Source organism: Paenibacillus sp. 11B (assembly GCF_030487755.1).
GTDB lineage: Bacteria > Bacillota > Bacilli > Paenibacillales > Paenibacillaceae > Paenibacillus > Paenibacillus vandeheii.
In genome coordinates this window covers 139,696-163,927 of record NZ_JAUKNS010000004.1, presented here as the reverse complement: position 1 = coordinate 163,927, position 24,232 = coordinate 139,696, and the positions used below count along the sequence as shown (strand labels likewise).

The window sequence follows — 24,232 nt, the reverse complement described above, 5'->3', positions numbered from 1 at the left end:
GATTCATTCTAAGGGGAGGATGTTGAGGAAGAATTATCAAATTATGAATAAAGTATTACAGTGTGCTTTGGGTGAGACAATGGAAATTTCACTTAACTGCTCAGCAGATCGGAAGATTGAACTGAAACTGAGTACCCTGACCTTCTTTGCTCGAAAAGGAAATATGTCCCCCGTGCGCTTCGATAATGCTTTTGCAGATGGACAGACCGAGGCCGGTTCCTTCATGTACATTCCTTGAGGACGATGAGGAATTTCCCCTGAAATACCGCTCAAATACAAAAGGCATATCTTGTGCTCTTATTCCCTGCCCCGAATCAGAAATACTGAGCCGGAATTGTCCCGAATCCAGTACTGTATTAATGCGAATGGAGTCTCCCGGAACAGTATGTTTGAGCGCATTGGATACGAGATTGGATAAAACCTGTTCAATTCGTATGGGGTCCATTCGTATGAGCACATTGGGAATGTGCACAGGTTCCTCATAATTAAGGCCGTTCAATCGTACGATATGTCCGATGGGCTTCAACATGGCTTCGAATGCAGAAAGGCTGTACATTTCACGCGGCTCCACCGAAATCTGGCCCAGCTCCTGCAAGGCATGTACAAGCAGGTCCTCAACGAGACGAGCTGTTTTGTCCGTATGAGTACGCATGATCTCCATATACTCCATCAGCGTCTCCTCATCGGAGCACAACCCTTCAAGAATGGCTTCTATGTATACTTTTACAGTTGTAATCGGAGTTTTGAGTTCATGGGATATATTCGTAATCAGTTCTTTTTGTGCCTTCTCCTGTCTAATATGCTGTTCACTCAAATGCATAATTTCGGTGCGCATCAGATCCAGCATGGCGTACAGTTCGCCCATTTCATCTGTCCGGTTGTACTGGATCTGCTCATCATACTGTCCCTTGAGAATGAATTCAGCATGTTGCTTCAGCTGCTGGATAGGGGAGAGCACTCGTTTTCTGATCTTACGTTTCATAACGATCAGTAGAAGCCCCAGAATGAGCGAGATCATAAATAGGGTTCCCAGGACAAAAAAAGTGAACGTAGAGGACTTCTGAACGATGACAAGCGACTGCGGAATCGTAAAAATGGCGTTACCGATTTGTCTGCCCACCGGGCCGTCCATTACAGGAAAAGCGATGTTAAGTGAATTGCTCCCATCCATAGCTTCTAAAGCATGATTCAGATCATAATGCAATTCAGATCGCAGATTAATCTTTCTGCCCTCGAAGGAAGGAGTGGAGGATAGCAGCACCGTTCCGTCCAATCCGACATAGTCGAAATCAACCCTGCTTTTTTCGGCGAGGGAACGCAACTGTTCCTTGATATTGGAATCATTCAATTGATCATGGGTTTGCTCCAGTTGAAGCAGAATGGGGTTAACCCTGAGTCGAACCTGATTGATTGCCAGATTGGACTCACCTGAATGTCTGCCTATAAGCAAATCAAGAAAGAAAGCGAGGCTGCATCCAATGAGAATAAACAGGAGAGTTAATGACGTTTTGAGCCAACGTTTGGTCCAGGTGTGTAGTGACATACAGTCGTCTCCAATCCCACTTATTCATGGTTGAATTTATATCCGACGCCCCATACTGTTTTCAGAACAGAAGGGTTGGAAGGGTCTGCTTCGATTTTTTCTCTCAATCTTCGTATGTACACGGTAACCGTATTTTCATCTCCATATTCGGCATATCCCCAAATCGCGTCAAGTAACTGGGATTTGGAAAAAACTTGATTCTTATGGCTTGCCAGATAAAACAACAGCTCAAATTCCTTGGCGGAGAGAGAAACTTCATCCCCATTGAGGGTAACCTTATAGGCTTTCTTGTCAATTTCCAGATTAGACAAACGCAGCAGGTGAGTGAGATCATGTTCTGTACTCAGACTGTCATATCGTCTAAAGTGGGCATTGATTCGGGCAAGTAATTCGCTCAGGGAAAAAGGTTTGGTCATATAGTCATCCGCTCCGAATCCCAGGCCGAGCACCTTGTCCGTGTCACTTCCCCTTGCGCTCAAAATGAGAATAGGAATGTTGTTTCTCCGGCGAATTTCCCGGCATACATCAATTCCGTCCATATCCGGAAGCATGATGTCCAGAATAATATAGTCCGGCTGCAGAATGTCCATCATCTGCAACCCGTCCTGACCGTTACCGGCTACTGCTGCTTCATACTGGTTCTTGGTCAAATAGTCTCCTAAAATGCGTGAAATATCATGTTCATCCTCAATGATGAGAATTTTACGTTTAGATTCCATTGAAATCTCTCCAAATTGTAGATTAATAGATTATAAGATTGAGTATGTATGAATCTATAAGAATACTATATTTAACTATACAGGTTTGTGGTTGTAGCGTCATGTGAAGTAGGAGATTTTTTTGGAAGAAAGTAGCAGATGAGGAATCGGCTGCTTTCTTCCTGAAGTAAGGAGAGAATCCAGTCACAACTAACACTTATAAATGCTCCAGATCAATGGACTGATGGGCCTGGGATTTGAGATATTCAGCCGGAGACATCCCAAAATGAGACCGGAATACCCGGTGGAAATAGGAATAGCTTGCAAAGCCGCATGTTTCGGCAATATGCTCCAAGGTCATATCACTGTACTTCATACGCTCCAAGGCAGCGTTCAGCCGAATCTCAATCGCATACTGGATCATCGTTTGGCCGTAGTGCTCCTTGAACAATCGCACCGCACGAGACAGGCTTAGTCCTGCGTAGCGGGCGGCTTCTTCGAGTTTGAAGGTCACAGTGGCATGCTCTTCAATGAATCGTTTCAGCTTCAGCGTCGAAGAAACAGATCGATCCGTCTGAATATTCTCCTTGATGGCTCGATCGATATACAGGCACAAGCCCCGCAGCAGTGCGTCACTCAGTTCTATATTTTCCTCCAGTGGTCCACGACGTTTCTCCAGGAGCATGTTGCGCCAGAGGCTCACCAATTTATCATCCAGTCCGATGTGACTCACGGTGGACCGATGGTGACGCTTCCACCAGCTTTCAATCCACGTCCCTTCACAGAACAAATAATAGTCTCCGCTGGACAACCTGCCCTCCTTGTGAGGTTCTTCAACAACGAGATGATAGTCGTCCCCGGGTTTGAGCAGCAGTAAATCCCCGCCAATCATCTTATATTCTTCATCTTGTACATATACCTTGCAAGAGCCCTCGGTTTGCAGACGGAACAGATACGTTTGCAACTCGCCCTTCATATTGTGGTTAAACGCCTTATAGTGATAGGAATAGTCACAGATCAGTATTGAGGTTTCCAAAAGAAGTAATCCTCCAAATATAAAAATTTGATCAGATAGTTCATGTTCTGACGATATTGTATATGTTCATTCTAGCCTGTTTTGCGTTAGGATGATACCAGATAGAGCAATGAAAGCAAATTTGAGAGCAGAGGTGTATCTAATATGAAAAAACTTAATATTGGTTTGCAATTGTTTACGCTCCGTGATGAAACTGCAGCAGATTTCCGTGGAACTTTGCGTAAGGTAGCAGAGCTTGGTTATGGAGGTGTCGAATTCGCCGGATATGGCGACATTCCTGCCGAAGAAATGAAAGCGCTGTTGGATGAGCTTGGACTGAAAGGTTTCAGCAGCCACGTTTCATTACATGCGATGCGTGAAGATTTACAACAACAAATCGACTACCTCAAAACTATTGGTGCTCAATATATGATCTGCCCTTACTTGATGCCTGAAGATCGTCCAGAGAATGCAGAAGGCTGGACCAAACTGTTTAATGAATTGCAACAATATGGTGCAGAAGCGACCAAACAAGGTCTAATCTTCGGTTATCATAACCATGATTTCGAATTCCACGGTCAGGTTGGCGACGAAAATGCCTTTGATGCGATGTTTTCTCAAACGACACCTGAAGCGGTTCAAGTGGAAATGGACGTATGTTGGGTACAATTTGCCGGACAAAATCCGATTGAGTACATCAATAAATATGCAGGCCGCTTGCCGCTGCTTCACTTGAAAGACTTCAGCAAAGACGAACAGGGTCAGATGAAGACTTTGGAACTGGGACAAGGTTCGGTTAATCTGCCAGCTGTTATTGAAGCAGCTACAAGTGCAGGTGTAGAATGGCTGATCGTGGAACAGGACGTTTGCCAGAATCCACCGCTTGAAAGCGTAGCCAACAGCCATAACTGGTTGAAGCAGAATTACCTGAACCAATTCTAATTTATTTGTCAAAGGGGACATTTGTACATGAGTAAAATTAAAGTTGCTGTATTCGGCTGTGGAGCCATTGCCGAGCGCAGACATATTCCAGAATACGCTGCCAATGAGAACGTAGAACTTGTCGCTTTTGCCGATCCGATCGTGGAGCGTGCGGAGAAGATGGCCGAAACTTACGGAGGTAAAGCTTACTCCAGCTACGAAGAATTGCTTGCAAGCGAAGAAGTGGATGCAGTCAGCGTTTGTACGCCGAACTACCTGCATGCCTCAATGGCCATTGCTGCTGCGAATGCCGGTAAGCATGTATTGGTTGAAAAACCGATGGCGGTTACAACCGAAGAAGGCGAGCAAATGATCGAAGATGCCAAGAAAAACGGTGTGTATCTGATGGTTGGACACAACCAGCGTTTGATGCCTCCGCACATAAAAGCCAAAGAAATTTTGGATTCCGGCAAACTCGGCAAAGTTCTGAATTTCCGTACTTCCTTTGGTCATCCGGGTCCGGAAGGCTGGAGCGTAGACGGTGCAGAAAGCTGGTTCTTCCGTAAAGAAGAAGCGATTATGGGTGCCATGGGTGACCTGGGCGTGCACAAGTCGGACTTTATCCGTTATTTGCTGGATGATGAAGTGTCCGAAGTTGCTGGTTTCATCAGCACGCTGCATAAGGAAAACACCAAAGTGGACGATAACGCAACTTGCCTGCTGCGCATGAAGAGCGGTGCTATCGGTACGCTGGTTGCCAGCTGGACACAATACAGAGCAGGAGATAACAGTACGGTTCTGTGGTGTGAAAATGGTGTGATGAAGATCGGAACGGTTGAAGGCGACGAGGTTATTGTTGAACTGACTAACGGAACGGTTGAGACATACAAAGTCGGTGCGATGGCTACAAACGAGAAACAAGTACCAAGCGGCGTGATTGATGCTTTTGTAGAGTCAATTGTAACGCAAACCCCTCCAAGCATTTCCGGTGAAGAAGGTCTGCGTTCCCTGCAAGTCATTCTGGCAGCATTCGAATCCGAGAAGACAGGTCAGATTGTGAAGCTGTAATCGTTACGATATTATCGTCATTACTTTAAAAGTTTGACTATTTCATATTAAAAAGGGGCTTACCTTCAGAAAAATATTTCTGATAGGTAGTCTCTTTTTATTACTTTTTTCATGATAATCATATATGTAGAATACAAGGGACCGACCACTCCGCTATATTGCGGAATAGTCAGCCCCTTGACCTTTAAGGTTGAATCACAGCGCATATTTGAATTAAACGCTTGGTTTTACATTACTGCCTAGGTCCAGCCAATCCAGTTCCTCACGTGTCAATGTGATACGTGAACCTTCGTCACAGGACAGAAGCTCTTCCCGATTTTGAGCGCCAATCAGCGCACAGGTCGGAAATGGTTGGTTTAATACATAAGCAAGTGCAATCTGAATTGGTGTGGTATTTTTGGACTCGGCCAATTGTTCCGCCCGATGCAAACGTTCCCAGTTGCCGTCACTGTAAAATACACGAACCAGATCTTCATTATCCCGTACTTCAGGTGTGAATCGTCCGGTAAAGAAGCCACGAGCCTGAGATGACCAGGACAGCAAAGGAAGCTTGGTGCGCTCATGCCATGCCAGCGTTTCTTCGTCTGCCGATACACAGCCTGCCCAGAACGGTTCGTTTGCTTTGGCAAGACTGAGATTCGGGCTGCTGAATGTGAAACCTTTCAGACCATTAGCGGCTGCATATGCGTTAGCTTCCTCCAGCCGCTGCCAGGTCCAGTTGGAGGCGCCGATCGCGCCGATTTTACCGGATTCAATATGTTCGTTCAGCGCTTCAAGGATCACACCAACGGGGATGTTTGGATCATCCCGATGCAGGGCATAGAGCTCCACATGTTCGGTTTGAAGCCGTTCCAGACTGGTAAGAAGATCGCTGCGGATAGCATCAGCGTTAACACGTGGACCCTTCTGATCGTGATGTGCACCTTTGGTCAAAATAACGATCTCGTTACGGTTACCCCGTTCCTGCATATAACGTCCGAGCACTTCTTCACTCTGCCCGCCACAATAAATATGCGCGGAATCAACGGTATTACCGCCAATCGCCAGGAATGCATCCATGTTCGTAGCTGCTTTCTCATAGGAATCATTGTAAAAATAATCGGTTCCTTTAATCAATCGGGAGATCGGTTTCCCTGCACCAGCAATTTCAATGTATTCCATAATTCAGTTCATCCCCTTTTCTTATAGTGTGATTCGTGTACGTTCTTCTGCCGAGCGAAGACAAGCTTCGAGTACTTTCATATTGGCTACAGCATCGGATGGAGCGAAGCGCAGAGCCTTACCTTGAAGCACAGCTCGTGCCATGTCGTCCCCCTGAAGGGAGTAGTGGTTTACCTGTGGGACTTCAATTTCTTTACGCTCGCCGTCAACAATTACGAAGAAGTTGGAGCCGCGGTCTGGATTGCTGATATAAGCAGATGGTACCTCGATGATGCCATCTGAACCAAGCACCTCCAGTGTGTTGCGGAAGGCAGCCCACATGCTGCTATCAAAGGTGACGCCAATATGATTGTCGAATTCAAGCAAGCCGGATGCCATCATATCCACATGACCATGCTCGGGAGAAAACATGCCAATGACGGTCGCGGCCGAAGGCTCCTGACCAAGCAGCAACCGTGCTGCACTGATGGAATAGCAACCGATGTCATACAGAGCACCGCCGCCCCAATCACGCCGGAAACGGACATTGCCCGTCGAGCCGGAACTGTTGAACGAAAATGTACTATGAATGCCGCGGACTTCACCAATTTCTCCGCTGGCGATAATATCCTTAATCTGATCATAACGTGGATGGTGTCGGTACATGAGTGCCTCGGAGAGATGAACACCGGCGTCTTCGCAGGCTTGCACCATCTCCTGAGCTTCCTGCTCCGTCAGGGCAAGGGGCTTTTCACACAAAATATGTTTACCAGCTTCAGCGGCACGGAGTGTCCACTCCCGGTGCAGATGGTTCGGAAGCGGAATATAGACCGCATCAATGGAATCGTCAGCAAGCAAAGCTTCATAGCTGCCATAAGCTTGAGAAATGCCGAGTTGGTCAGCGGTTTGTTTCGCTTTTTCTTCATCCCGGCTGGCAATGGCGGTCACTTCATTCAACTCGGATTGCTGCAAACCTGGAATAACGGATCGTACGGCAATGCTAGCGCTACCAAGAATTCCCCAGCGCAATTTTCGATCTGAATTCATTTGTTGTTTCCTCCTATGAATGAATGTATATTGTGATTATATGTAATAGATGAATGAATGAAAATGATAATATATTGAAGTGAGTTAACACAATATTGTTTAGAAAAGAGAATAGGCCATGATGAGACAGACGGTACTGCTAACCTTGCAGGATATTCCCTATTTTTGTTATCCAGAGTCCGTTGGACTTTATGTCGACCACCCCGAGCACACTGTGTTACGGGAGGCTGGCGCACTGAACAACTTCAATATTCACTATGTGGCTGCGGGCAAGGGGTACGTGGAAGTGGATGGGGTAGTGCATGAGCTTCGTGCGGGTCAGGCTGTACTGTATTTCCCGCAACAGCGGCAGCATTACTACAGTAGTGAGGATGATCCATGGGATGTGCGATGGGTTCATTTTTACGGTGAACGTCTGCATGATTATATGATTGAGCGGGGGTTGCATCGCAATCTGTTGTGGACGCTGCGGCAGCAGGCTCCATGGGAAGAAGCACATATGGCTCTACTGAATGAAGCTGAGCAGAACCGGATGCTGCGTCCTGCCCAACTATCTACCCTGACCTACGCTGTGTTGGCCGAGTTCGTACAGCATGCTGTTCCACTGAAAAGCACACGCACAAGCAAGGCTGAAAGTCGTATCCTTGGACTGCTTCCACAGATGCAGCAGGAGGCATGCCAACCGTTTTTGTTGCAGGATTGGGCGGATATGGCGGGTGTGAGTTCGTATTACTTTTGCAAAATGTTTAAGAGTGCTGTGGAGATGACCCCGATGGAATTTATAACCCGTTCGCGGTTACAGATGGCAAAGCAGTGGCTGCTGGAACGGCCTACGGCCAACATTGGACAGATCGCTGAGGAGGCGGGGTATCCCAATGCCAGTTATTTTAACCGCCAGTTCTTAGCCCATGAAGGCATGACTCCAACGGATTATCGCGGGCTTTATCACATTTAGATGTTATGATGTTCATTTATTTGATTATGCGGGAACTTACGACGTTTGACAGAGCGTTCAATCAAGTCTATTATAGATAAATTAAATCCGTATATAATGAGGTGCCCTCATGAAATATTCGAAAGCTACAAACTATGCCCTGCATACCATGCTTTTCCTGGTTGCGACCGAACCGGAACAACTGGTCAGTGTACATCAGTTAGCTGAGATGCAGAAAGTATCTCCAACCTACTTATCTAAAATATTGACCAAGCTGGTCAAAGCCGGCATGATCGAATCGACTTCGGGTGCCAATGGTGGTTATCGGCTTAGCCGGAAGAATCCGGACCCTTCTTTTCTGGAGATTATCCATGCGATTGAAGGACAGGCTTCCCTGTTCGAATGCTCGCAGGATCATAACGAAGGCTGCCTGATTCAGCAGGTGATGGTTCGTGCGGAAGAAGAGATGGAGAGTTATTTACACAATAAAAAAATGTCTGAGCTGGCTGCCCAGATGAAAGCTGCACATTCCGTATAATATATTTGCTTACATCTTAGATTTCTGGAGGGACAACACATGAGCCAAACAACCATCACAGGACTGGAACAACTGCTTGCACTGGAAAACATTCGGAACACCAAAGCGCGTTATTGCCGTTATATTGATACGAAGCAGTGGGATACGTTGGGTGAGGTGTTTGCTCCGGATGCCGTAGCTGATTTCAGTACAGAAGGCAATCCAATACCGGTATTAACCGGCCGTGACACCATCGTTCAAGTATTCCGGGATCTGGTGGATGTTGCCGTAACTGTGCATCACGTACATAGCGCCGAAGTTGAATTTGTATCCGAGAATGAAGCCAAAGTCATCTCCCCAATGGAAGATTGGGTGACATTCCCCGAAGGCAATGACAATAAATCCTTTCACGGATTTGGACACTATCATGAGACTTTTGTCAAAATGAATGGTCAATGGCTCATCCAGCATACCAGCCTGAAGCGTCTTCGTCTGGATCTGTTTGAATAATGATTGTATTCATATAAGCATATTAAAACGATAATAACGAAAGCCCCAGGAGCGCAAATGCTGCGTCCTTGGGGCTTTGCTTTGTTTCAAGCCTTTCCGTTAGCTTTATTCGCGGCAACAGTTCGTAGAGGGAAAGACTGAAATTCCGGGATTCATCGGGAGCATCTTTCTCCAATCGGTCGATGTGCAATTTCCCGTTCTCCAAATTAACGCCATCCAACTCGTCAATGTGGTCCGAAATCCAATGTAATCTTTGAAGAAGTGATTCAGTCCGTTCTTCAAGATATTCCTTCGCGGACAAGCTAACGGCAAGCTTTGTAGTGTTAGGATCGCTTACCTTTTCTTCCGGAACCAATTTAACCGGCTTCGAAGGGTCACGGCGAATCCTTGATTCCGACACGGCCCACTCAAAAAAACGTTTCAGGGTATTAAGCCGCCGGTTTCAATTCCATTATTTTTTGTGCTGCTTCCCGATATCGCGTTAATGTTGGAGTAGCCACATCTTCAATTCGAAATATAATCTCTTCCTCTTGGTGGTCGGCGGTCTCAAACCAGCCGATGAAATGTTTTAGATCGCTTGCATACTCTTTTAGTGTTTTGGGATTCAAATCTTCGTGGGTCGTGAGAGCATAAATGAAGTCCTGAATCGTTTGCTCGCCCCATTCTGAAATCCTGATCGCCTCTCTCATATCAGACAGAGCATCAAGCTCAATAAAAGCAGGCAGAGATATTTCCACTGGCTTCAGTCCTCTAAAGGAAGCTGGCCTTGTTCAAAACTTGTCGCCTATAAGTTGAGACATTTCCTGCTGACTTGGCTCAAACATCAGGGCATCGATGACGCAATCATACAACCCTATTCCGGACATGAAAGCCGGAAGTATTGGAAATCTATTCAAAGCTTGCAATCACCGATGCCCAGCAGGAATATAACGAGGTCATTAATAAATTTCCCATTTGATTACATCTACTTTGCCCTAGGTGACAGCTACGCTGGTACTACCCCTATACAGCCAATACAATCCTCCAAGCGAAACCAAGATTTGGACGGATACGATTCCACAAGATGCGAACAGTTCCAATTATACGCTTGGAAAAGTCCCCTATGATCTGTTTTTGTTGGATAATCGCCATCTTGAGGGAGAAGCAAATCAATGGGTTAGAGAAAAACTACCGTTGCTGAGCCTTGGGGCTCAACTCATCCCCGGCCACCCCGTATACCCCGTATACTTTGATACCTCCCTGCTGGAGCAGTTCGACATTATGTTCCACATTCGTAAAACAAACCCGTCCCACATCAAGTAAAGGTAGGACGACAATCCCTTCCTGGGCAATCTGGAAGGGGGGTGTTCAGTTTAGTTTCGGCATGCCCCGTGGACATGATCATGATCTTACCTGCCGGAAATGTCATATGACATTTTTACACTGGTACTGTTGACGGAAGATGCCGTACGCTGAGGATATTATACAGAGAGGAGCGGTGAACCTTATGAAATCAGGTTTCATCCAGAATGGTTATTTTTTATTATTAACTTTCGTTACAGGATTGTTTTACTTTTGTTTTTACATGGTTGCTCTGTCATTCAGTTTAAGTCTTTCCTTTACGGTCATCGGCATTCCACTAGTTACACACGTATTGCGAACGACGGCAACCTTCATCCAATTCGAGCGCACGCAGACGAAAATTTATACCGACATTACGACGGACGTTTACGACAGAAATGGAGCAACGGGCTCATCCGTTTGGGCGCAAGCCAAAGCAGAGCTTAGGGATGGCCGCAACTGGTCCGCCGTCTTTTGGTTAATGCAGAAGTTCGCGATCGGACTCATCAGTCTCGTCAGTGTAGCCATTTTCTATGTAGCACCACTTGCACTCCTGTTGGCGCCGCTGTTGTATCGTTACATTGATATGAATTTCATTTTCATGCAGGTAGATACGTTGGCGAAAGCACTCATTATGATGGTTGTGGGACTGATGCTTGCCGCAGTAAGTTTCATGCTGTCAGGTCGGTTGGCAAAAATAATGGGAGGTTATACGCGCTTCATGATTCGGCAGTTGAACCGATAGCTGTTTTTACCCGGCCTTCGTGCAGGTGCCACACCGCAAACAGCAAAAATGTGCACGGCATGAAGGTTTGGTCTATAATACTGTGGAAACAAAACAGAAAACGGCTTAGGGGTTGATCGACATTGTTGGAGATGGTTAAGCAGTGGGTTTGGTATGATTGGATTATGCTGGCGCTCCGCCTTATAGTTAGCATTTCGCTCATCCTCACGACGAGTATAAATGTTCAGGAAAGTTTAACGTTGCCTCTATGGAGCGTTATTTTTTGGGAGCTTGCCGCTCTCTCCATTCCGTGGTTTTGTTTGATGTTCAACTACAAGTATTACTTGCTCACGGAAATACTGCTATTTGGCGGGCTATGTATCTATTTAACCTCATTGTTTCCGGAAGCTTACCTTACCTATCTTATATCGGCGTTTCTTATTGCCGCGAACAGCGCCCATAGGTCCTATCGTTGGATGGCCCCAGCAACGGTCCTTGTGATACCTGGCATTTTCTATGTGATTGCGCCAAGCAACAGCTATTGGCTTATGGTCACCTACTATGGGCTTGCTTATGTGATGGGATTCGCTTTTCATTTGTTGATTGTTAATTATCGGCAAAATGAAACGATCCGCAAGCAAAATGCGGTGCTTGAGCAATACATGTCCCAAATCGAGCGCATTACACTGGCAGAAGAACGAAACAGACTGTCGAGGGAACTTCACGATACAGTCGGCCATGCCTATACGTCCATCATTATGGGGATGGAAACGTTACGCCCCGAGCTGGCTACCGAAACGGGGATACAGCGGCTGGATGACTTGCTTGAGTTGGGCCGCAAAAGCATCGAGGAAGTGAGGGGCTACTTGCATCAAATGGAGTCTCCTCAGCAGTTGCTTTCCCTGGTCCAGTCTCTGCAAAAGCTTGCCGATGAATTTCGGGAGCATGCCCAGGTCGATGTAAGCTTTCGGGCGTTTGGAGAGGAGTACCTACTGTCCCACCAAGCGAAGATGGCGTTCATTCGCTGCTTGCAGGAGTCGCTTACGAATGCGGTTCGTCACGGCCAAGCGACGGAAATTACCGTTTCTCTGCACTTCGAGCAGCAATATACGAGGCTAGAGGTGCAGGACAACGGAAGTGGGCTGGAGGAATGGCGGGAGGGTTTCGGCATGAACGCGATGAAGGAACGGGCGATGAATTTGCAAGGTCAAGTGTCCGTCTATACAAAGCCAGGGGACGGGACGCTTGTCATCTGCACTTTGCCGCGACAAGCGGAAATGGCCGACGAGCTTATTCGCTTGTTGATCGTTGATGACCAGCCGTTTATTCGGGAAAGTCTGCGGACGCTGCTCGACAGTTACCCAGATTTGAACGTAGCCGATTTGGCTGAGGATGGCAAACAAGCCGTCGAGCTGTGCGGACGCCATCAGCCCCACGTAGTGCTTATGGATTTGGATATGCCGGATATGGGCGGAGCCGAGGCAACTAAAATGATCAAGCAGCAATGGCCGCATATCCGCGTATTGATTTTTACGACGTTTCAGGATACGGAGCAAGCGTTGGACTTGCTACGAGGCGGCGCGGACGGCTTCCTGCTGAAATCGGCCGAACCGCTCGAGTTGGCCGATACGATTCGGCTTATTCATCGGGGAGGCACATTAATCGATCAGAGGATGTCCCATAAAATATTCGATAACCTCGATGGTAGCATCGAATCGCCGCAATCGAAAGCCGCCGCCGACTATGGCCTGACGGCCAGGGAAATAGAAATATTGCAGTTTGTTGCCAAAGGGCTCCGGTACAAGACGATAGCGTCCAAGCTGTATTTGTCGGACGGCACGGTCCGAAACTACGCCTCCTCGGCCTATTTAAAGCTAGGAGTGCGTAACAAGGAAGAAGCCGTCCAGAAAGCGTTAGAAATCGGGATAGTCGAATAGTGAAAAGGTAACCATAGGAGAAGCAGACTGCACTGGTTATGAATGGATGCGACATGCCAATCCGGTAACGATCGGGGAACTGGAAAAAGCGTTAGCTCAATTGCAATCGAAACAGTCGCCGAAGCAGCAGGGACGAAATGGCGATCTTTTTAACGAGGTCATACACCATGAACACCAACATCAAAATCCCCCGGAATTAAACTAAGAAGCGCCTCCTTTGGCGGAATTGTATTAAGGGGGCGTCACTTGCAAATCAAAGCCTGTTGGGGGATTTTTTTTCGTATGTAAATAATTCGGAAATGGTAACACTACGATATCCCCTTTCCACAAGCCCGGGCAATAGTTCTTTAAGGGGTATCTCCAACAAAACGCGGAAAACGTACGCTAAGGCATAATTATTTGGTACAGCCGCTATACGCGTTAAAACAGGTCACATTTGAAAAACTAAATATCAGAGTGTGACCTGTTTTTTGTTTCACCTGTTTTATTATCAAACTAAGTATTGAGTAGAAGGAAATCTCGTTACCAACATCCGTCTTATTCGAGTAACGTAACGTGTTTCGGTTATACGGATGTTAAAATAAAGTTTTCGAGGCCTCGGCTGTAAACGGCACTAACTCTTTCACACGCCCGTTACGTATCTTCTCTGCCCAAGCTGGATCAACCAGTAAAGCCCGACCCACCGCTACCAAATCGAATTCTTCCCGTTCAAGCCTCTCGATCAATCCTTCGATATTGACATTTTGAGCTCCTTTCCCTTCTGCAAAAAAACTAATAAACTCTGCATCAAGACCGACCGCCCCGACCGTAAATCGTTGGTTTACCCGTCAGTTTCTTTGCCCAACCTGCAAGATTGAGAGAGGAGCCTTCGAATTCTGGTTCCCGGAAACGGTGGGATGAACAATGGAATATATCGACTCCAGCTTCGGAATTACGTCCGTTCCGGTGACGTATCCATTGTCGGTAGCCGTCAACTGGAGAAGCTGCTGCGTGGACAGATCAATACAAAGGTCATTCAGGAGAACTACGATGATGTATTGCGGCTTGCGCATTCCATCCGGGAAGGAACGGTTTCGGCATCACTGATTATGGGGAAACTCGGATCTTATGCTCGCCAGAACAGTTTGGCAACTGCATCCGTGAAATGGGACGAATCGAGAAAAATATCTTTATTATGGATTACATTTCAAGTGAAACACTACGGCGGAAGATCAATCGGGGGTTGAACAAAGGAGAAGCCATGAATGCATTGGCCAGAGCAATCTTTTTTGGCAAACACGGCGAGCTGCGAGAACGTGCTCTGCAAGATCAGCTCCAGCGAGCCAGCGCATTAAATATCCTCATCAATGCAATTAGTGTATGGAATACTACAGTCATCACCTGCAGAATAAAAACACAAGCCGGATTTCCTTAGCGTACGGAATTTCCGGCTTGTTTGAATAAATTTTCGCTTAGCGTACGTTTTCCGCGTTTTGTTGGCGGGACCCCTATAATAACGGTGAACACACAAACCATATCGAAAAGAGGTTCACATACGTTGGCAAAAACAAAAAGAGGACGCGTCCTGTGGAATCTACCATCCCGAGGAAGAGGAACATGCCCGGTGTGCAGCAGCACCCGGATTAAATTGTTATATTCGCAAACCAAAACAGATGGTACGAGTCTGAAAGTATGCAAGAAATGCTCCAAAGCTGTGCAGTCCAGAGTGGACAAGGTAACCGTATAATATAACAGGCCTGTTCTTCGGAACGGGCCATGTCTTTTGGTATAATACAATTACGAAATACGGAATGAGATAGGGGGGCGGGGAAATGAGCAATATGCATCGTATTCACTGGTTTGACGAGCAGATTCGGAGTGGACGTTTTCCGAACAGCAGCTGGCTTGCACGTGAATTTGAAATATCCCGGCGTCAGGCCCAGCGTGATATTGAATATATGGCGATTTCTCTGCGCGCCCCCCTGGTGTATATCGCAAAATATCGGGGGTATTGTTACGAGGATCAGACCTACCGACTGCCCCATTTATATATGACGCAAGAAGAGCAGCGGGTGCTTAAATATCTGGCACATCGTTATCGGCATTACAATTATGATCAGTCGGATGCGGTGAAACGTGTGGCACATTTGCTGGAGCGTTTTACACTCGAGGAACAGCAGACGGAGAGCAGTCAGCTTCCTGTGTTTAAAGCAGATCCGCAGCAGCTTCAGTTCTTTGAGATTTTGTCCCATGCGATTGTCGAATCCCGCCAAGTACATATCCATTACAGAGATCATGCCGGAGAACGGCAATTTACCTGGTGTCCATTGAAGATGCTGTCCCAGTTCAACGCCGATTACGTGGTTGGTTATGAAATGGACCCTTTACAGCAAACGGCCATCCGGCTGGAGGGCATGATTCATGTGCAGATGACGAACGAGACGTTTCAGTGTCAGACAGACGGGTTGCTGGGTTCATGGGAAGAGGCGCTGCCTGTCCGTAAACCGTTTGTCGCTGAGATAAGATTGAGAGAAGTGCGGCAAACAGAGCAGTGGCATGGATATCGGATTCGAGAGAAGCAAGGTCAGGTTCACTGGATTGAATTTTATGATACGGATGCTTTCCTACAGCATTTGTTCATTAGCGAGTGGGAGGAACTGTTGTCTCCAACGTGGCTTAGACGAAAGTTTCAGCAAAGTGCTGAAGGAATAATCGACAGGCTTGCAATAAGCGCAAGGCAAACGTGAATTAGAACAACCATGGAGAGGGGATTTTTTTTGACTGAAGTTGTGTTAGACAACCTGATCATGAAGCGGGAGTCCAAATCGTATGTGGATAGCCTGCACGCTGTATTGACCCATGCGGGTCTGTTTCAGGGTTCTAAATATGGGCTCGCTGGATATACGGGGATGGCATTCAAACTTTCGGTACACCGCAGATTGCTGCATTTGTCGGTTACAGCCTACGGTCAATGGGGCGAATCCCATCGCCAAGGAATCGATAATTTGGGATTATTCACGATTAGTGATGGAGGACGGACACGTCATCCCACCTTCGAGTATTACCAGCAGGATGCGGTGAATTGGGTGAAGCGCAGTCTGGATGGGGGCATCGGGGTGATCTACTGGATTCCGGAATTTGGTGTCATTCACGGGTATGATGACAGTGATCGCATCTTTTATGTGCAAGACGGCTGGAGCAAGGAACCTCAGATTTTGCTGTATGACAATTTCGGACTAAACTTCACCGGGTTCTGGTATTGTCAGGTTTTTGGTGAACAGGTACATATCCCCGAACAACAGATGCTGCTGGAATCTTTGAGATTGGCGATTGAGGATTGGGATATACCTTTCAGGCTGCTGCCTGATCAGAATATCGCTTCGGGCAGACTGGCGTATGATGTGTGGGTGCAAGCCCTTCGAAGTGGAGATTACGATGAATCGGGTGCTGCTTATATTTTGGAATCCTATTGCCAGTCCCGAACTGAAATTCAGATGTACTTGCAGAATGCGCGCGGAATATGGACTGAACTGGACCAGGCCTATGCATGCTATGAACAGCTTGGAGCATTGATTATACAGATGAAGGGATACATGATTCAGGGGCATAACAGATGGATCATGCAGGCAGACGCCACAGAGAAGCTGGCACAGGCTTTATTGGAAGCGAAGACATTGGAAGACCAGGCTGTTGATTATTTTCGCTTGATCTCCCTAAAGTATCCTGACCGTAAACGGTCTACTGTGCCCCGGTGGGGTGCACACTCGGCAAGGTAGGAAGGGAGGAGTAGAGGATGGGGAGCAAAATACTGCCGGATTGGATTCATTTTATACAGAGCAGCAATTCTGCACGTGAACACATATCATGGAACGGAGCGGGCTCCTATATAGATGCGATGTACCGGATTCTGATGCATAAACAGTGGACGGATTTACCGCGTCACATGATTGCGGGGATGACCACAAGTGTGTTTCGATTAGTAGTAGATCGGGGTCTAACGACAGAATCGATTTCGGCATACAACTGGATGGCTGAGAATTTTGTAGCTGCGGATTTCATTGGCGTCACGACCGGACAACACGGGGGCTTTTCGTTCGAGCTGACCTTTCCGCTCTATCAGAAGCAGGCCCTGCTGGATATCAAAGCTTCCATTGACCGGGGGGTCGGGGCCATTCTATGGCATGATCAGTTTGTCATTTGCACGGGGTATGATGATGGGGAGCAGGTACTGTTTATCTGTGAAAGTAAAGGAAATGAAATTGTTCGTCTGCCCTATGATTCTTTTGGTCGGAACAGTACACCATACTGGTACTATCAGGTGCTTGAATCTCATACAACCGTAGACGTATGGGAAGTGTGCAAAGAATCATTAATTCAGGCTGTATACAAATGGGAGACCCATGATTATATGCTGCCACCCCAAGATTACGCCTGTGGACCTGCTGCATATGCAGCCATTGCTGCTGCCCTGCAATCTGGAGTATATGAAACCGATCAAGCCGCCAAGGTCCTGCGCTATTATGCTAATTCAAGACAGGATATGGCCGCCTATGTTGTAGAGCTTGGGCATTTGTCCAATCAGATGAATCATGTGGTGCGGGAGTATGCGTTACTCGCAGACTTATATGCACAGATGATGGAGAAGGTTGAGGATTCACCAGCATGGGATGCGAAGGAGCCGGGGCTTGTACTGAGGGTAATCAACCTGATCAAGCAGGTGGGGGAAACGGAACAGCGTGCCATCGATGCCATTAAACAGGCCTTCCCTGAGACAATTGGTAACCGTTTTGAGGATATCGGATTAAGATGAATGGAACCGTTTTACCGTAAAATAGAAATACCGGATAAGGCTATAAGCCTATCCGGTATTTTTTCGTGTTTTTGCACCATCGAAGTCCATTGCTCATCTTATTTCAACCTTTACAAGAAAAAATAACCATAAATTCGATTTTGGGGTAATATGCAGCTACCTTCGTTCCGAATATTATAATAGATGGTCTTTTTTGGATGGAGGATATTGAAGGACAACAGGGGGCGGGAGTATGGTGCATAATCCGGAAACCATTCAGGAATGTATCGAAAAGGCAAGACAAAGGCTCCACCAGATTGCAAATTCTCATAAAGAACTGTGGCATCCGGAAGTCATTCGTCAATCGATGGTTCTGGATGAACTCATTAATGAATATAACAACGCTATTCGCGGGAAATCATCCCGAAGTAAATAAATGCGTTATGAACCTCGGGATAAATTATGTGAATTTATGCGAATGCATTCAGTATACGAACCCTATTCTTTTACAGCCCCAAGCACAATACCTTTTACAAAGAATCGCTGCAAGAACGGATACACGAGCAGGATTGGCAGTGCCCCGATAAAGATCTGGGCTGCGTTAACGGTACGCTGCGACATGTTCTGAAGCTGTGTTGCATCGACATTCATGTTGGAGAAATCCTGCTGTACGATAATGGTTTGCATCAACGTAGCGAGCGGGTATTTGGCTGCGTCATTCATGTAGATCAGTCCGTCGAACCAGGAATTCCATTGCCCCACCATCGTGAACAGGGAGATCGTCGCAATGGCCGGCATGGATACGGGCAGATAAATACGGAACAGTGTGGTGATATGGTTGGCACCATCGATGAACGCTGCTTCTTCGAGCTCTTTGGGCACGTTACGGAAGAAGTTCATCATGAGAATCAGGTTCCAGACCGCCACAGCCCCAGGTAAAATCAGAGCCCACAGGGTGTTGATCAGTCCCAGCTTTTGAATCAGGATATAGGACGGGATCAGTCCGCCGCTGAACAGCATCGTGAAGATGAAAAACCACGCGTACAGCGAACGTCCCTTAAAATTCAAACTCTCTTTAGATAGAGGATATGCCGTCAGGGTGACCAGCACCATGCTGAGCAGCGTACCGAACACGGTACGTTGCACCGAGATCCAGAGTGCGCTGAGAAAGTTACTGTTACCGAACGTTTTGGTATAGGCATCGACGGTAAAATCAATCGGCCAGAGCGTTACCAGATTGGCGGAAGCTGCCGCTTTACCGCTGAAGGAAACCGCCAGAATGTGGACAAGCGGCAGCACACACAGCAGCGAGACGGCCGCGATGAAGAACAGGTTGAAGCCGTTAAATATACGGTATCCGGTCGTTTTGTGATACACCTTAATTCCTCCTTAGAAAATGCGGTAATTGGCGATTTTGTAAGCCATCCGGTAGGCAGTAATAACGAGGAACATGGCGACAAAGGATTTGAACAAACCAACCGCAGTCGCAAAGCTCATTTTGCCATTCAAAATACCCATCCGGTAAACAAACGTGTCAATAATATCGCCTTTATCATATACAAGTGGATTGTACAGGTTGAAAATCTGGTCAAATCCGGCATTAAGAATATTCCCCAGTGATAGTGTTCCCACGACAATAATCATCGGCACGAGTGCAGGCAGCGTAATGTGCAGAGTCTGCTTAAGCCGTGTTGCCCCGTCAACTTCGGAAGCTTCATACAGCGCAGGGTTAATGCCTGCGAGGGCTGCAAGAAAGACAATGGTACCAAATCCAAATTCCTTCCATACATCACTGATAACCACGGTTACACGGAACCAGTCGCCATCGCCAAGAAAGAAGATCGGTTCAATGCCAACAGCCGCGAGCACCTGGTTAATCAGACCGCCTTCGGGAGAGAGCATGTCTAGCAGGATGCCGCCCAGTACAACCCACGACAGGAAGTGGGGCAGGTATACCAGCGTCTGCGAGAACCTTTTGAACGTGGAGTTCCGTACTTCATTCAGCAAAATGGCAAACACAACCGGGGCCACGAGTCCGGCCACAATTTTTATGGCAGCGATCAGCACCGTGTTCCAGATGACCTGAACACTGTCCGGATATTCGAACATGAATCGGAAGTTATCCCATCCTACCCATTTGGAACCGGTGAATCCCAGCCATGGTTTGAAATCCTGAAAAGCAATAATAATGCCGCCCATAGGCACATAGGCGAACAGCAATGTGAGCAGTACCGAAGGCAGCAGCATCAGATGCAGCGGCCAATTGCGTTTGAAATTCCAGCGGGTACGTTTGCGTGGATTGTGTGTTGCCTGCCGCACCGGCGTATTGGTCGTTAGTGGTTGTTCCATAGCCATCAGGTCCCTCCTTTATATCGTCCAGCCTCTGTCATGAGGCCAGTCAGCCTCTGCAAAAAGTGGAGCAACTGAATTATAGCAATGGAAACGGGTGAGCTATAGAACAACATTTCAAGGCGGATGTTGATTTATTAACTTGTTGATATAACAACACATAAAGGGAGGAAGCAGAGCACTATTCAATAAAAATGAACATCAAATAGAGAAGCTGACCGAGAGGCTGAAAAGGGCTTTATGCGAAATTCAGTATAGATATGTAAGGGGTTTCAATATAAAATAGGACTTCGATATGTATCTTTACTTTAACCGGGACAGGGTGAAGCAATGAAATTTACAGTATTCTCAAAAACAGTTATGTTGCTGGTCTGCTTGCTGGTACCCATCTTGTTGCTCTACACCTACGCCAATCAGGCGAACGTGGACATGATCGTCGAGGAGAAGCAGCAGTCCAGCTTGAACCAGTTCAACTATTTTAGCTCTCAGGTAGATAAAAATATTGAGCAGCTTTCGCTCTACGGGCTGACATTACTGCGCGATCCAAGTATTTTGCATTATCGTTACATGACGGAATCGACCAGCCAATATGAGAAAAATAGCATCTATCTCGATATTCTCGACAAATTGTCGCTGTACCAGTCCACCAGCCGCTGGAAGAACGATATTACCATTGTTCTGCCTCAGGCAGAATTGGTTCTATCCACCAAGACAAGTCGAACCGTATACAATGAGAACATGTTGAAGTTTCCCCAACCTGGACAGTGGCAATTGGATCAGGGGAGCTTCACCTACTTCTTCACGGATAATTATGAGTGGAGTGCAAAACCGGTGACTACGGGTGTTCGAACCGTGATGGAGATTAATTTTGATCCAATGAACATTGTAGCCATGCTGGACGACTTCAAGGAGGCCCAAGGGGGAGATCCCTTTCTATTCGTACCGGGCAATGAGCCGTTATTGAATCGAAGTGCGGACCCTGAGCTGATCCAGGCCATCATGGAGGACATGCCGATAAACGCGCTGGGCAGTGAAGGCAACCATCAGCTGGAGGTGGGGGGCAAGCAGTACTTGGTCAGTTATGTGCTCTCCAAACAGCTGAACGGAATCTATGTTAACCCGGTTGTGCTGGATGATTTGCTTACCCCGATGGACAAGAGTCGAAATATGTTTATTACTTCCATTTTGCTGCTGCTCGTGCTCAGTATTGGTGCTGCACTGTTGTTATACCGAAAGGTACAGGTGCCGATCCAACGTCTCATGAGAGGGCTTCAACAGATTCGCAAAGGACAGCTGTCCACACGAATTCCGGTCGATCACTCCCGTGATGAATTCGCGTATCTGACGCAGAGCTTCAATCACATGGCCGAGCAGATTCAGGAGCTGATCGAAAAGGTATACGAGGAACGCATCCGTTCACGGGAAGCAACGTTAAAGCATCTGCAATCACAGATTAATCCTCATTTCCTATACAATTGTCTGTTTTATATTAAAAATATGACGCAGCTCGGCAACCGCGAAGCGGTTATTGCCATGTCGCTCAGTCTGGGAGATTACTATCGCTACATCACACGTGATGAGAACGATATGACGACCGTGGAAGAGGAGATTCGGTTGCTTGACAATTATTTGTCCATCCAACAGATGCGTACCAATCGTTTGTCGTATGAGATCGCTGTACCGCAAGAGCTGATGCAGCAGCACATTCCAAGGCTGCTGATCCAGCCTATCGTGGAGAATGCAGTCATTCACGGCATTGAACCGATGGAGGGTAGCGGTCACATCGTGGTTACAGGCATGGTAGCACAAGAGCAAATGGATGGAAGGCAATACACACGATACAGTCTGTTTGTTGATAACGATGGTGTTACTTTGACGCCGGAAGAGATTGCTGGTCTTGAACGAGAAATCAATGAACCGATGGGTGAAGAGATTGGCACGGGTACCTGGAATGTACACCAGCGGCTCGTTACACGATATGGTCATTCTTCGGGGCTTCACTTTGCATCGATCCCTTATGGGGGGCTCAGTGTAGAAATACGATGGTTTGAGGAGGAATATCCTAATGATGAATCTAATGGTCGTGGATGATGAACATTCAGCGGTGGAATCGATTGCATCCTCCATACCGTGGAGGGAACATGGGATTGGACAGGTGTATAAGGCGTATTCAGTTAAAGAGGCTTTGCAGCAAATGACGGCCCATCAAATTCATATTATCATCACCGATATTCGTATGCCGGGCTTGTCCGGTCTGGATCTGGTGAGTCATATTCGGCAAAAGTGGGAGCGGACCAAATGTATCATTTTATCTGGACACGCATCCTTTGATTATGCAAAGCAGGCACTCCGTCATGGAACAGTGAGTTATCTGCTGAAGCCAGTGCGGGATGAGGAACTAATTGAAGCCGTGCAGCAGGCCTCCGTCCAGATTCGGCTGGAGGGAGAGAAACAATTGATGCATCAGCGCGCTATGTATTCGGTGAGAGAGCATTTACCGGAGAAGCGGGCTGGATTAATGAAGGATGTGCTGCTGGGGCACAAATTTGCAGAGAGTGAACTTGTGGAAAAGCTGGAGCAATTGGAGATTGGTTTCCGCCCTCAGGACAAAATGCAGCTGCTGCTTATTCGTTATGATGATCCGCAGCCAACGCACAAGGCATTCCGATTAATGAAATACGCTATCTCCAATGTGGTGGAGGAGATCTTTGGCAGCAGCTATCATCTCTGTCATACGGACGATGCCTATGATGATCTCGTTTTCATGGCTAGCCCCAAACAGGCACAGTCTGAACCGGAAATCTTAATGGGACGGCTTGGAGAACGATTACTTCACAGTGTGAAGCAGTATTTAAACGCGACGATCTCCCTGTCCGTTAGCCGGATCGGTCGTTTTCCAGAGCAGGTTCCGCAGCTGTACCATCAGGCAGTTAGTGCCTTGCGCAAGCAGGCGGAAGCGGGCAAAGGACTGCATCTCAATGCGGCTGCCGGCTCCCATGGGGCAACATTGAAATCACTTGCCGCACTGTATGAGCCACCTGGACTGACTTCATTGCTGGAAGCAGGACGGATGGAGGATGCAAACCGCAAGATTGATTCGATTTTCGCCGAGTTATCGGATAGTGTGTTCCCGGAGCATGTGTATGTTGCTTTTCACTATCTAGCAGCGGCTTTCTCATACATGGCTCATCGGGAGGGCAGACAGTTGTCCGATGTCCTTGGTGAGCAGTATCAGCAGCTGTTGAAGGATGGTTACGGTGTGTCGCTTCGCAGTCTGGAAGCATGGACCCGGAGTGTGATGGAACAATGGGCTCAAAGTGCAACCGATACGGGCCAGGAAAGTGGATCAAGCATGATTAGACAGGTCCAACAATGGATTGACCATCATCTGGGCGAAGATCTTTCCTTGCAGGTCATTGCAGGGGAGGTACATCTGCACCCGGTATACTTATCTAAAATGTATAAACAATCAACGGGTGAAGGCATCAGTGACTACATTATTCGTTCCCGGATGGAACGTGCTGTCCACTTGCTGAAGCATACGGCAATGAAGATCTATGAAGTCGGCCAGGAAGTGGGATACAACAATACCCCTTATTTTATTCAAGTATTCCGCAAACATTATGGATTGACCCCGCAGGATTTTCGGAACGGTTAACAAATCAATATGAACATTGAAATTGTGATATATGTTTGCATCCCCGGCTGCACTATCCTTTTCATGTAAGGGTATTCAAAGCG

Annotated in this window: 22 protein-coding genes and 4 pseudogenes; 16 read left to right on the top strand and 10 right to left on the bottom strand. The window is 47.1% G+C overall.

The genetic code is table 11. The features are described 5' to 3' along the window. Positions 1 to 100 precede the first annotated feature (100 nt). The 3 genes from Q0V21_RS17615 to Q0V21_RS17605 form a co-directional block, all read right to left on the bottom strand. Positions 101 to 1,543: a sensor histidine kinase gene (locus Q0V21_RS17615; RefSeq protein ID WP_301879908.1), complete on the bottom strand. Its 1,443-nt coding sequence runs from the start codon at positions 1,541 to 1,543 to the stop codon at positions 101 to 103. 20 nt (positions 1,544 to 1,563) lie between these two features. Then, a complete protein-coding gene (locus tag Q0V21_RS17610) occupies positions 1,564 to 2,262 on the bottom strand; it encodes a response regulator transcription factor (protein WP_301879907.1) in 699 nt (232 codons plus the stop codon). A gap of 196 nt (positions 2,263 to 2,458) precedes the next feature. Next, positions 2,459 to 3,277, bottom strand: a complete 819-nt coding sequence (locus Q0V21_RS17605) for a helix-turn-helix domain-containing protein (protein WP_079350174.1) — start codon at positions 3,275 to 3,277, stop codon at positions 2,459 to 2,461. Between the two features lie 144 nt (positions 3,278 to 3,421). Between Q0V21_RS17605 and Q0V21_RS17600 the strand changes: the two genes are divergently transcribed. Then, positions 3,422 to 4,198, top strand: coding sequence for a sugar phosphate isomerase/epimerase family protein (locus tag Q0V21_RS17600; RefSeq protein WP_301879905.1), 777 nt, complete (start codon positions 3,422 to 3,424; stop codon positions 4,196 to 4,198). A gap of 27 nt (positions 4,199 to 4,225) precedes the next feature. Then, the gene (locus tag Q0V21_RS17595) at positions 4,226 to 5,245 is read left to right on the top strand and encodes a Gfo/Idh/MocA family protein (RefSeq protein ID WP_301879904.1); all 1,020 of its coding nucleotides are present in this window, start codon (positions 4,226 to 4,228) and stop codon (positions 5,243 to 5,245) included. Positions 5,246 to 5,458: 213 nt separating this feature from the next. Here Q0V21_RS17595 and Q0V21_RS17590 read toward each other — a convergent pair whose 3' ends face one another. Together Q0V21_RS17590 and Q0V21_RS17585 are read right to left on the bottom strand one after the other, a co-directional pair. Then, complete coding sequence (locus Q0V21_RS17590; RefSeq protein WP_301879902.1) at positions 5,459 to 6,406, bottom strand: aldo/keto reductase; 948 nt, start codon at positions 6,404 to 6,406, stop codon at positions 5,459 to 5,461. A gap of 21 nt (positions 6,407 to 6,427) precedes the next feature. Next, complete coding sequence (locus Q0V21_RS17585) at positions 6,428 to 7,432, bottom strand: Gfo/Idh/MocA family protein (protein WP_094937094.1); 1,005 nt, start codon at positions 7,430 to 7,432, stop codon at positions 6,428 to 6,430. A gap of 118 nt (positions 7,433 to 7,550) precedes the next feature. Between Q0V21_RS17585 and Q0V21_RS17580 the strand changes: the two genes are divergently transcribed. The 3 genes from Q0V21_RS17580 to Q0V21_RS17570 all read left to right on the top strand — a co-directional run bounded on the left by Q0V21_RS17580 (position 7,551) and on the right by Q0V21_RS17570 (position 9,393). Further along, positions 7,551 to 8,387 carry an AraC family transcriptional regulator gene (locus tag Q0V21_RS17580; protein WP_301879899.1) on the top strand — a complete coding sequence of 279 codons (837 nt, stop codon included), beginning with the start codon at positions 7,551 to 7,553 and terminating at the stop codon, positions 8,385 to 8,387. 109 nt (positions 8,388 to 8,496) lie between these two features. Beyond that, positions 8,497 to 8,904 (top strand): Rrf2 family transcriptional regulator, encoded by a 408-nt coding sequence (locus tag Q0V21_RS17575; RefSeq protein WP_076291179.1) that lies wholly within the window; start codon positions 8,497 to 8,499, stop codon positions 8,902 to 8,904. Positions 8,905 to 8,943: 39 nt separating this feature from the next. Then, entirely contained in the window at positions 8,944 to 9,393 is a 450-nt protein-coding gene (locus Q0V21_RS17570; RefSeq protein ID WP_301879894.1) for a nuclear transport factor 2 family protein, read from the top strand. An 88-nt stretch (positions 9,394 to 9,481) separates the two neighbouring features. Here Q0V21_RS17570 and Q0V21_RS32875 read toward each other — a convergent pair. Next, positions 9,482 to 9,724 (bottom strand): annotated as a pseudogene (locus Q0V21_RS32875) (hypothetical protein); the annotation flags it as partial. Positions 9,725 to 9,821: 97 nt separating this feature from the next. Continuing rightward, positions 9,822 to 10,130 carry a hypothetical protein gene (locus Q0V21_RS17560; RefSeq protein ID WP_301879891.1) on the bottom strand — a complete coding sequence of 103 codons (309 nt, stop codon included), beginning with the start codon at positions 10,128 to 10,130 and terminating at the stop codon, positions 9,822 to 9,824. Between the two features lie 265 nt (positions 10,131 to 10,395). On the opposite strand from Q0V21_RS17560, the pseudogene Q0V21_RS17555 reads away from it, so the two are divergent. The 3 genes and pseudogenes from Q0V21_RS17555 to Q0V21_RS17545 all read left to right on the top strand — a co-directional run. Then, positions 10,396 to 10,695: pseudogene (locus tag Q0V21_RS17555) on the top strand (erythromycin esterase family protein); the annotation flags it as partial. Between the two features lie 184 nt (positions 10,696 to 10,879). Further along, positions 10,880 to 11,458 carry a sensor domain-containing protein gene (locus tag Q0V21_RS17550; protein WP_301879890.1) on the top strand — a complete coding sequence of 193 codons (579 nt, stop codon included), beginning with the start codon at positions 10,880 to 10,882 and terminating at the stop codon, positions 11,456 to 11,458. Positions 11,459 to 11,580: 122 nt separating this feature from the next. Continuing rightward, positions 11,581 to 13,374: a helix-turn-helix transcriptional regulator gene (locus Q0V21_RS17545; protein ID WP_179132855.1), complete on the top strand. Its 1,794-nt coding sequence runs from the start codon at positions 11,581 to 11,583 to the stop codon at positions 13,372 to 13,374. Between the two features lie 575 nt (positions 13,375 to 13,949). On the opposite strand, the pseudogene Q0V21_RS17540 reads toward Q0V21_RS17545, so the two are convergent. Next, positions 13,950 to 14,301, bottom strand: a pseudogene (locus Q0V21_RS17540) (FMN reductase); the annotation flags it as partial. A 44-nt stretch (positions 14,302 to 14,345) separates the two neighbouring features. Between Q0V21_RS17540 and Q0V21_RS17535 the strand changes: the two are divergent. From Q0V21_RS17535 to Q0V21_RS17510, 6 genes and pseudogenes are all read left to right on the top strand, one after another. Continuing rightward, a pseudogene (locus tag Q0V21_RS17535) lies at positions 14,346 to 14,767 on the top strand (Tn3 family transposase); the annotation flags it as partial. Positions 14,768 to 14,911: 144 nt separating this feature from the next. Then, the gene (locus Q0V21_RS17530; protein WP_072735590.1) at positions 14,912 to 15,100 is read left to right on the top strand and encodes a hypothetical protein; all 189 of its coding nucleotides are present in this window, start codon (positions 14,912 to 14,914) and stop codon (positions 15,098 to 15,100) included. A gap of 85 nt (positions 15,101 to 15,185) precedes the next feature. After that, the gene (locus tag Q0V21_RS17525) at positions 15,186 to 16,100 is read left to right on the top strand and encodes a helix-turn-helix transcriptional regulator (protein WP_301879889.1); all 915 of its coding nucleotides are present in this window, start codon (positions 15,186 to 15,188) and stop codon (positions 16,098 to 16,100) included. Between the two features lie 30 nt (positions 16,101 to 16,130). Further along, positions 16,131 to 17,129 carry a cysteine peptidase family C39 domain-containing protein gene (locus tag Q0V21_RS17520; protein ID WP_301879888.1) on the top strand — a complete coding sequence of 333 codons (999 nt, stop codon included), beginning with the start codon at positions 16,131 to 16,133 and terminating at the stop codon, positions 17,127 to 17,129. A gap of 17 nt (positions 17,130 to 17,146) precedes the next feature. Further along, the gene (locus Q0V21_RS17515) at positions 17,147 to 18,163 is read left to right on the top strand and encodes a hypothetical protein (protein ID WP_079350159.1); all 1,017 of its coding nucleotides are present in this window, start codon (positions 17,147 to 17,149) and stop codon (positions 18,161 to 18,163) included. Positions 18,164 to 18,395: 232 nt separating this feature from the next. Continuing rightward, positions 18,396 to 18,578 (top strand): aspartyl-phosphate phosphatase Spo0E family protein, encoded by a 183-nt coding sequence (locus Q0V21_RS17510; protein ID WP_301879886.1) that lies wholly within the window; start codon positions 18,396 to 18,398, stop codon positions 18,576 to 18,578. Between the two features lie 62 nt (positions 18,579 to 18,640). On the opposite strand, the gene Q0V21_RS17505 is transcribed toward Q0V21_RS17510, so the two are convergent. Both Q0V21_RS17505 and Q0V21_RS17500 read right to left on the bottom strand, forming a co-directional pair. After that, on the bottom strand, positions 18,641 to 19,519 hold the full coding sequence (locus Q0V21_RS17505; RefSeq protein ID WP_024631475.1) for a carbohydrate ABC transporter permease: 879 nt from the start codon (positions 19,517 to 19,519) through the stop codon (positions 18,641 to 18,643). A 12-nt stretch (positions 19,520 to 19,531) separates the two neighbouring features. After that, on the bottom strand, positions 19,532 to 20,491 hold the full coding sequence (locus Q0V21_RS17500) for an ABC transporter permease (protein ID WP_483312382.1): 960 nt from the start codon (positions 20,489 to 20,491) through the stop codon (positions 19,532 to 19,534). Between the two features lie 330 nt (positions 20,492 to 20,821). Here Q0V21_RS17500 and Q0V21_RS17495 point away from each other — a divergent pair, with 330 nt between their 5' ends. Together Q0V21_RS17495 and Q0V21_RS17490 are read left to right on the top strand one after the other, a co-directional pair. Beyond that, positions 20,822 to 22,582, top strand: coding sequence for a sensor histidine kinase (locus tag Q0V21_RS17495; RefSeq protein WP_079350157.1), 1,761 nt, complete (start codon positions 20,822 to 20,824; stop codon positions 22,580 to 22,582). Beyond that, positions 22,557 to 24,149 carry a response regulator transcription factor gene (locus Q0V21_RS17490; RefSeq protein WP_301879885.1) on the top strand — a complete coding sequence of 531 codons (1,593 nt, stop codon included), beginning with the start codon at positions 22,557 to 22,559 and terminating at the stop codon, positions 24,147 to 24,149. Before Q0V21_RS17495 ends, Q0V21_RS17490 begins: the two co-directional genes overlap by 26 nt. Positions 24,150 to 24,232: the final 83 nt, after the last annotated feature.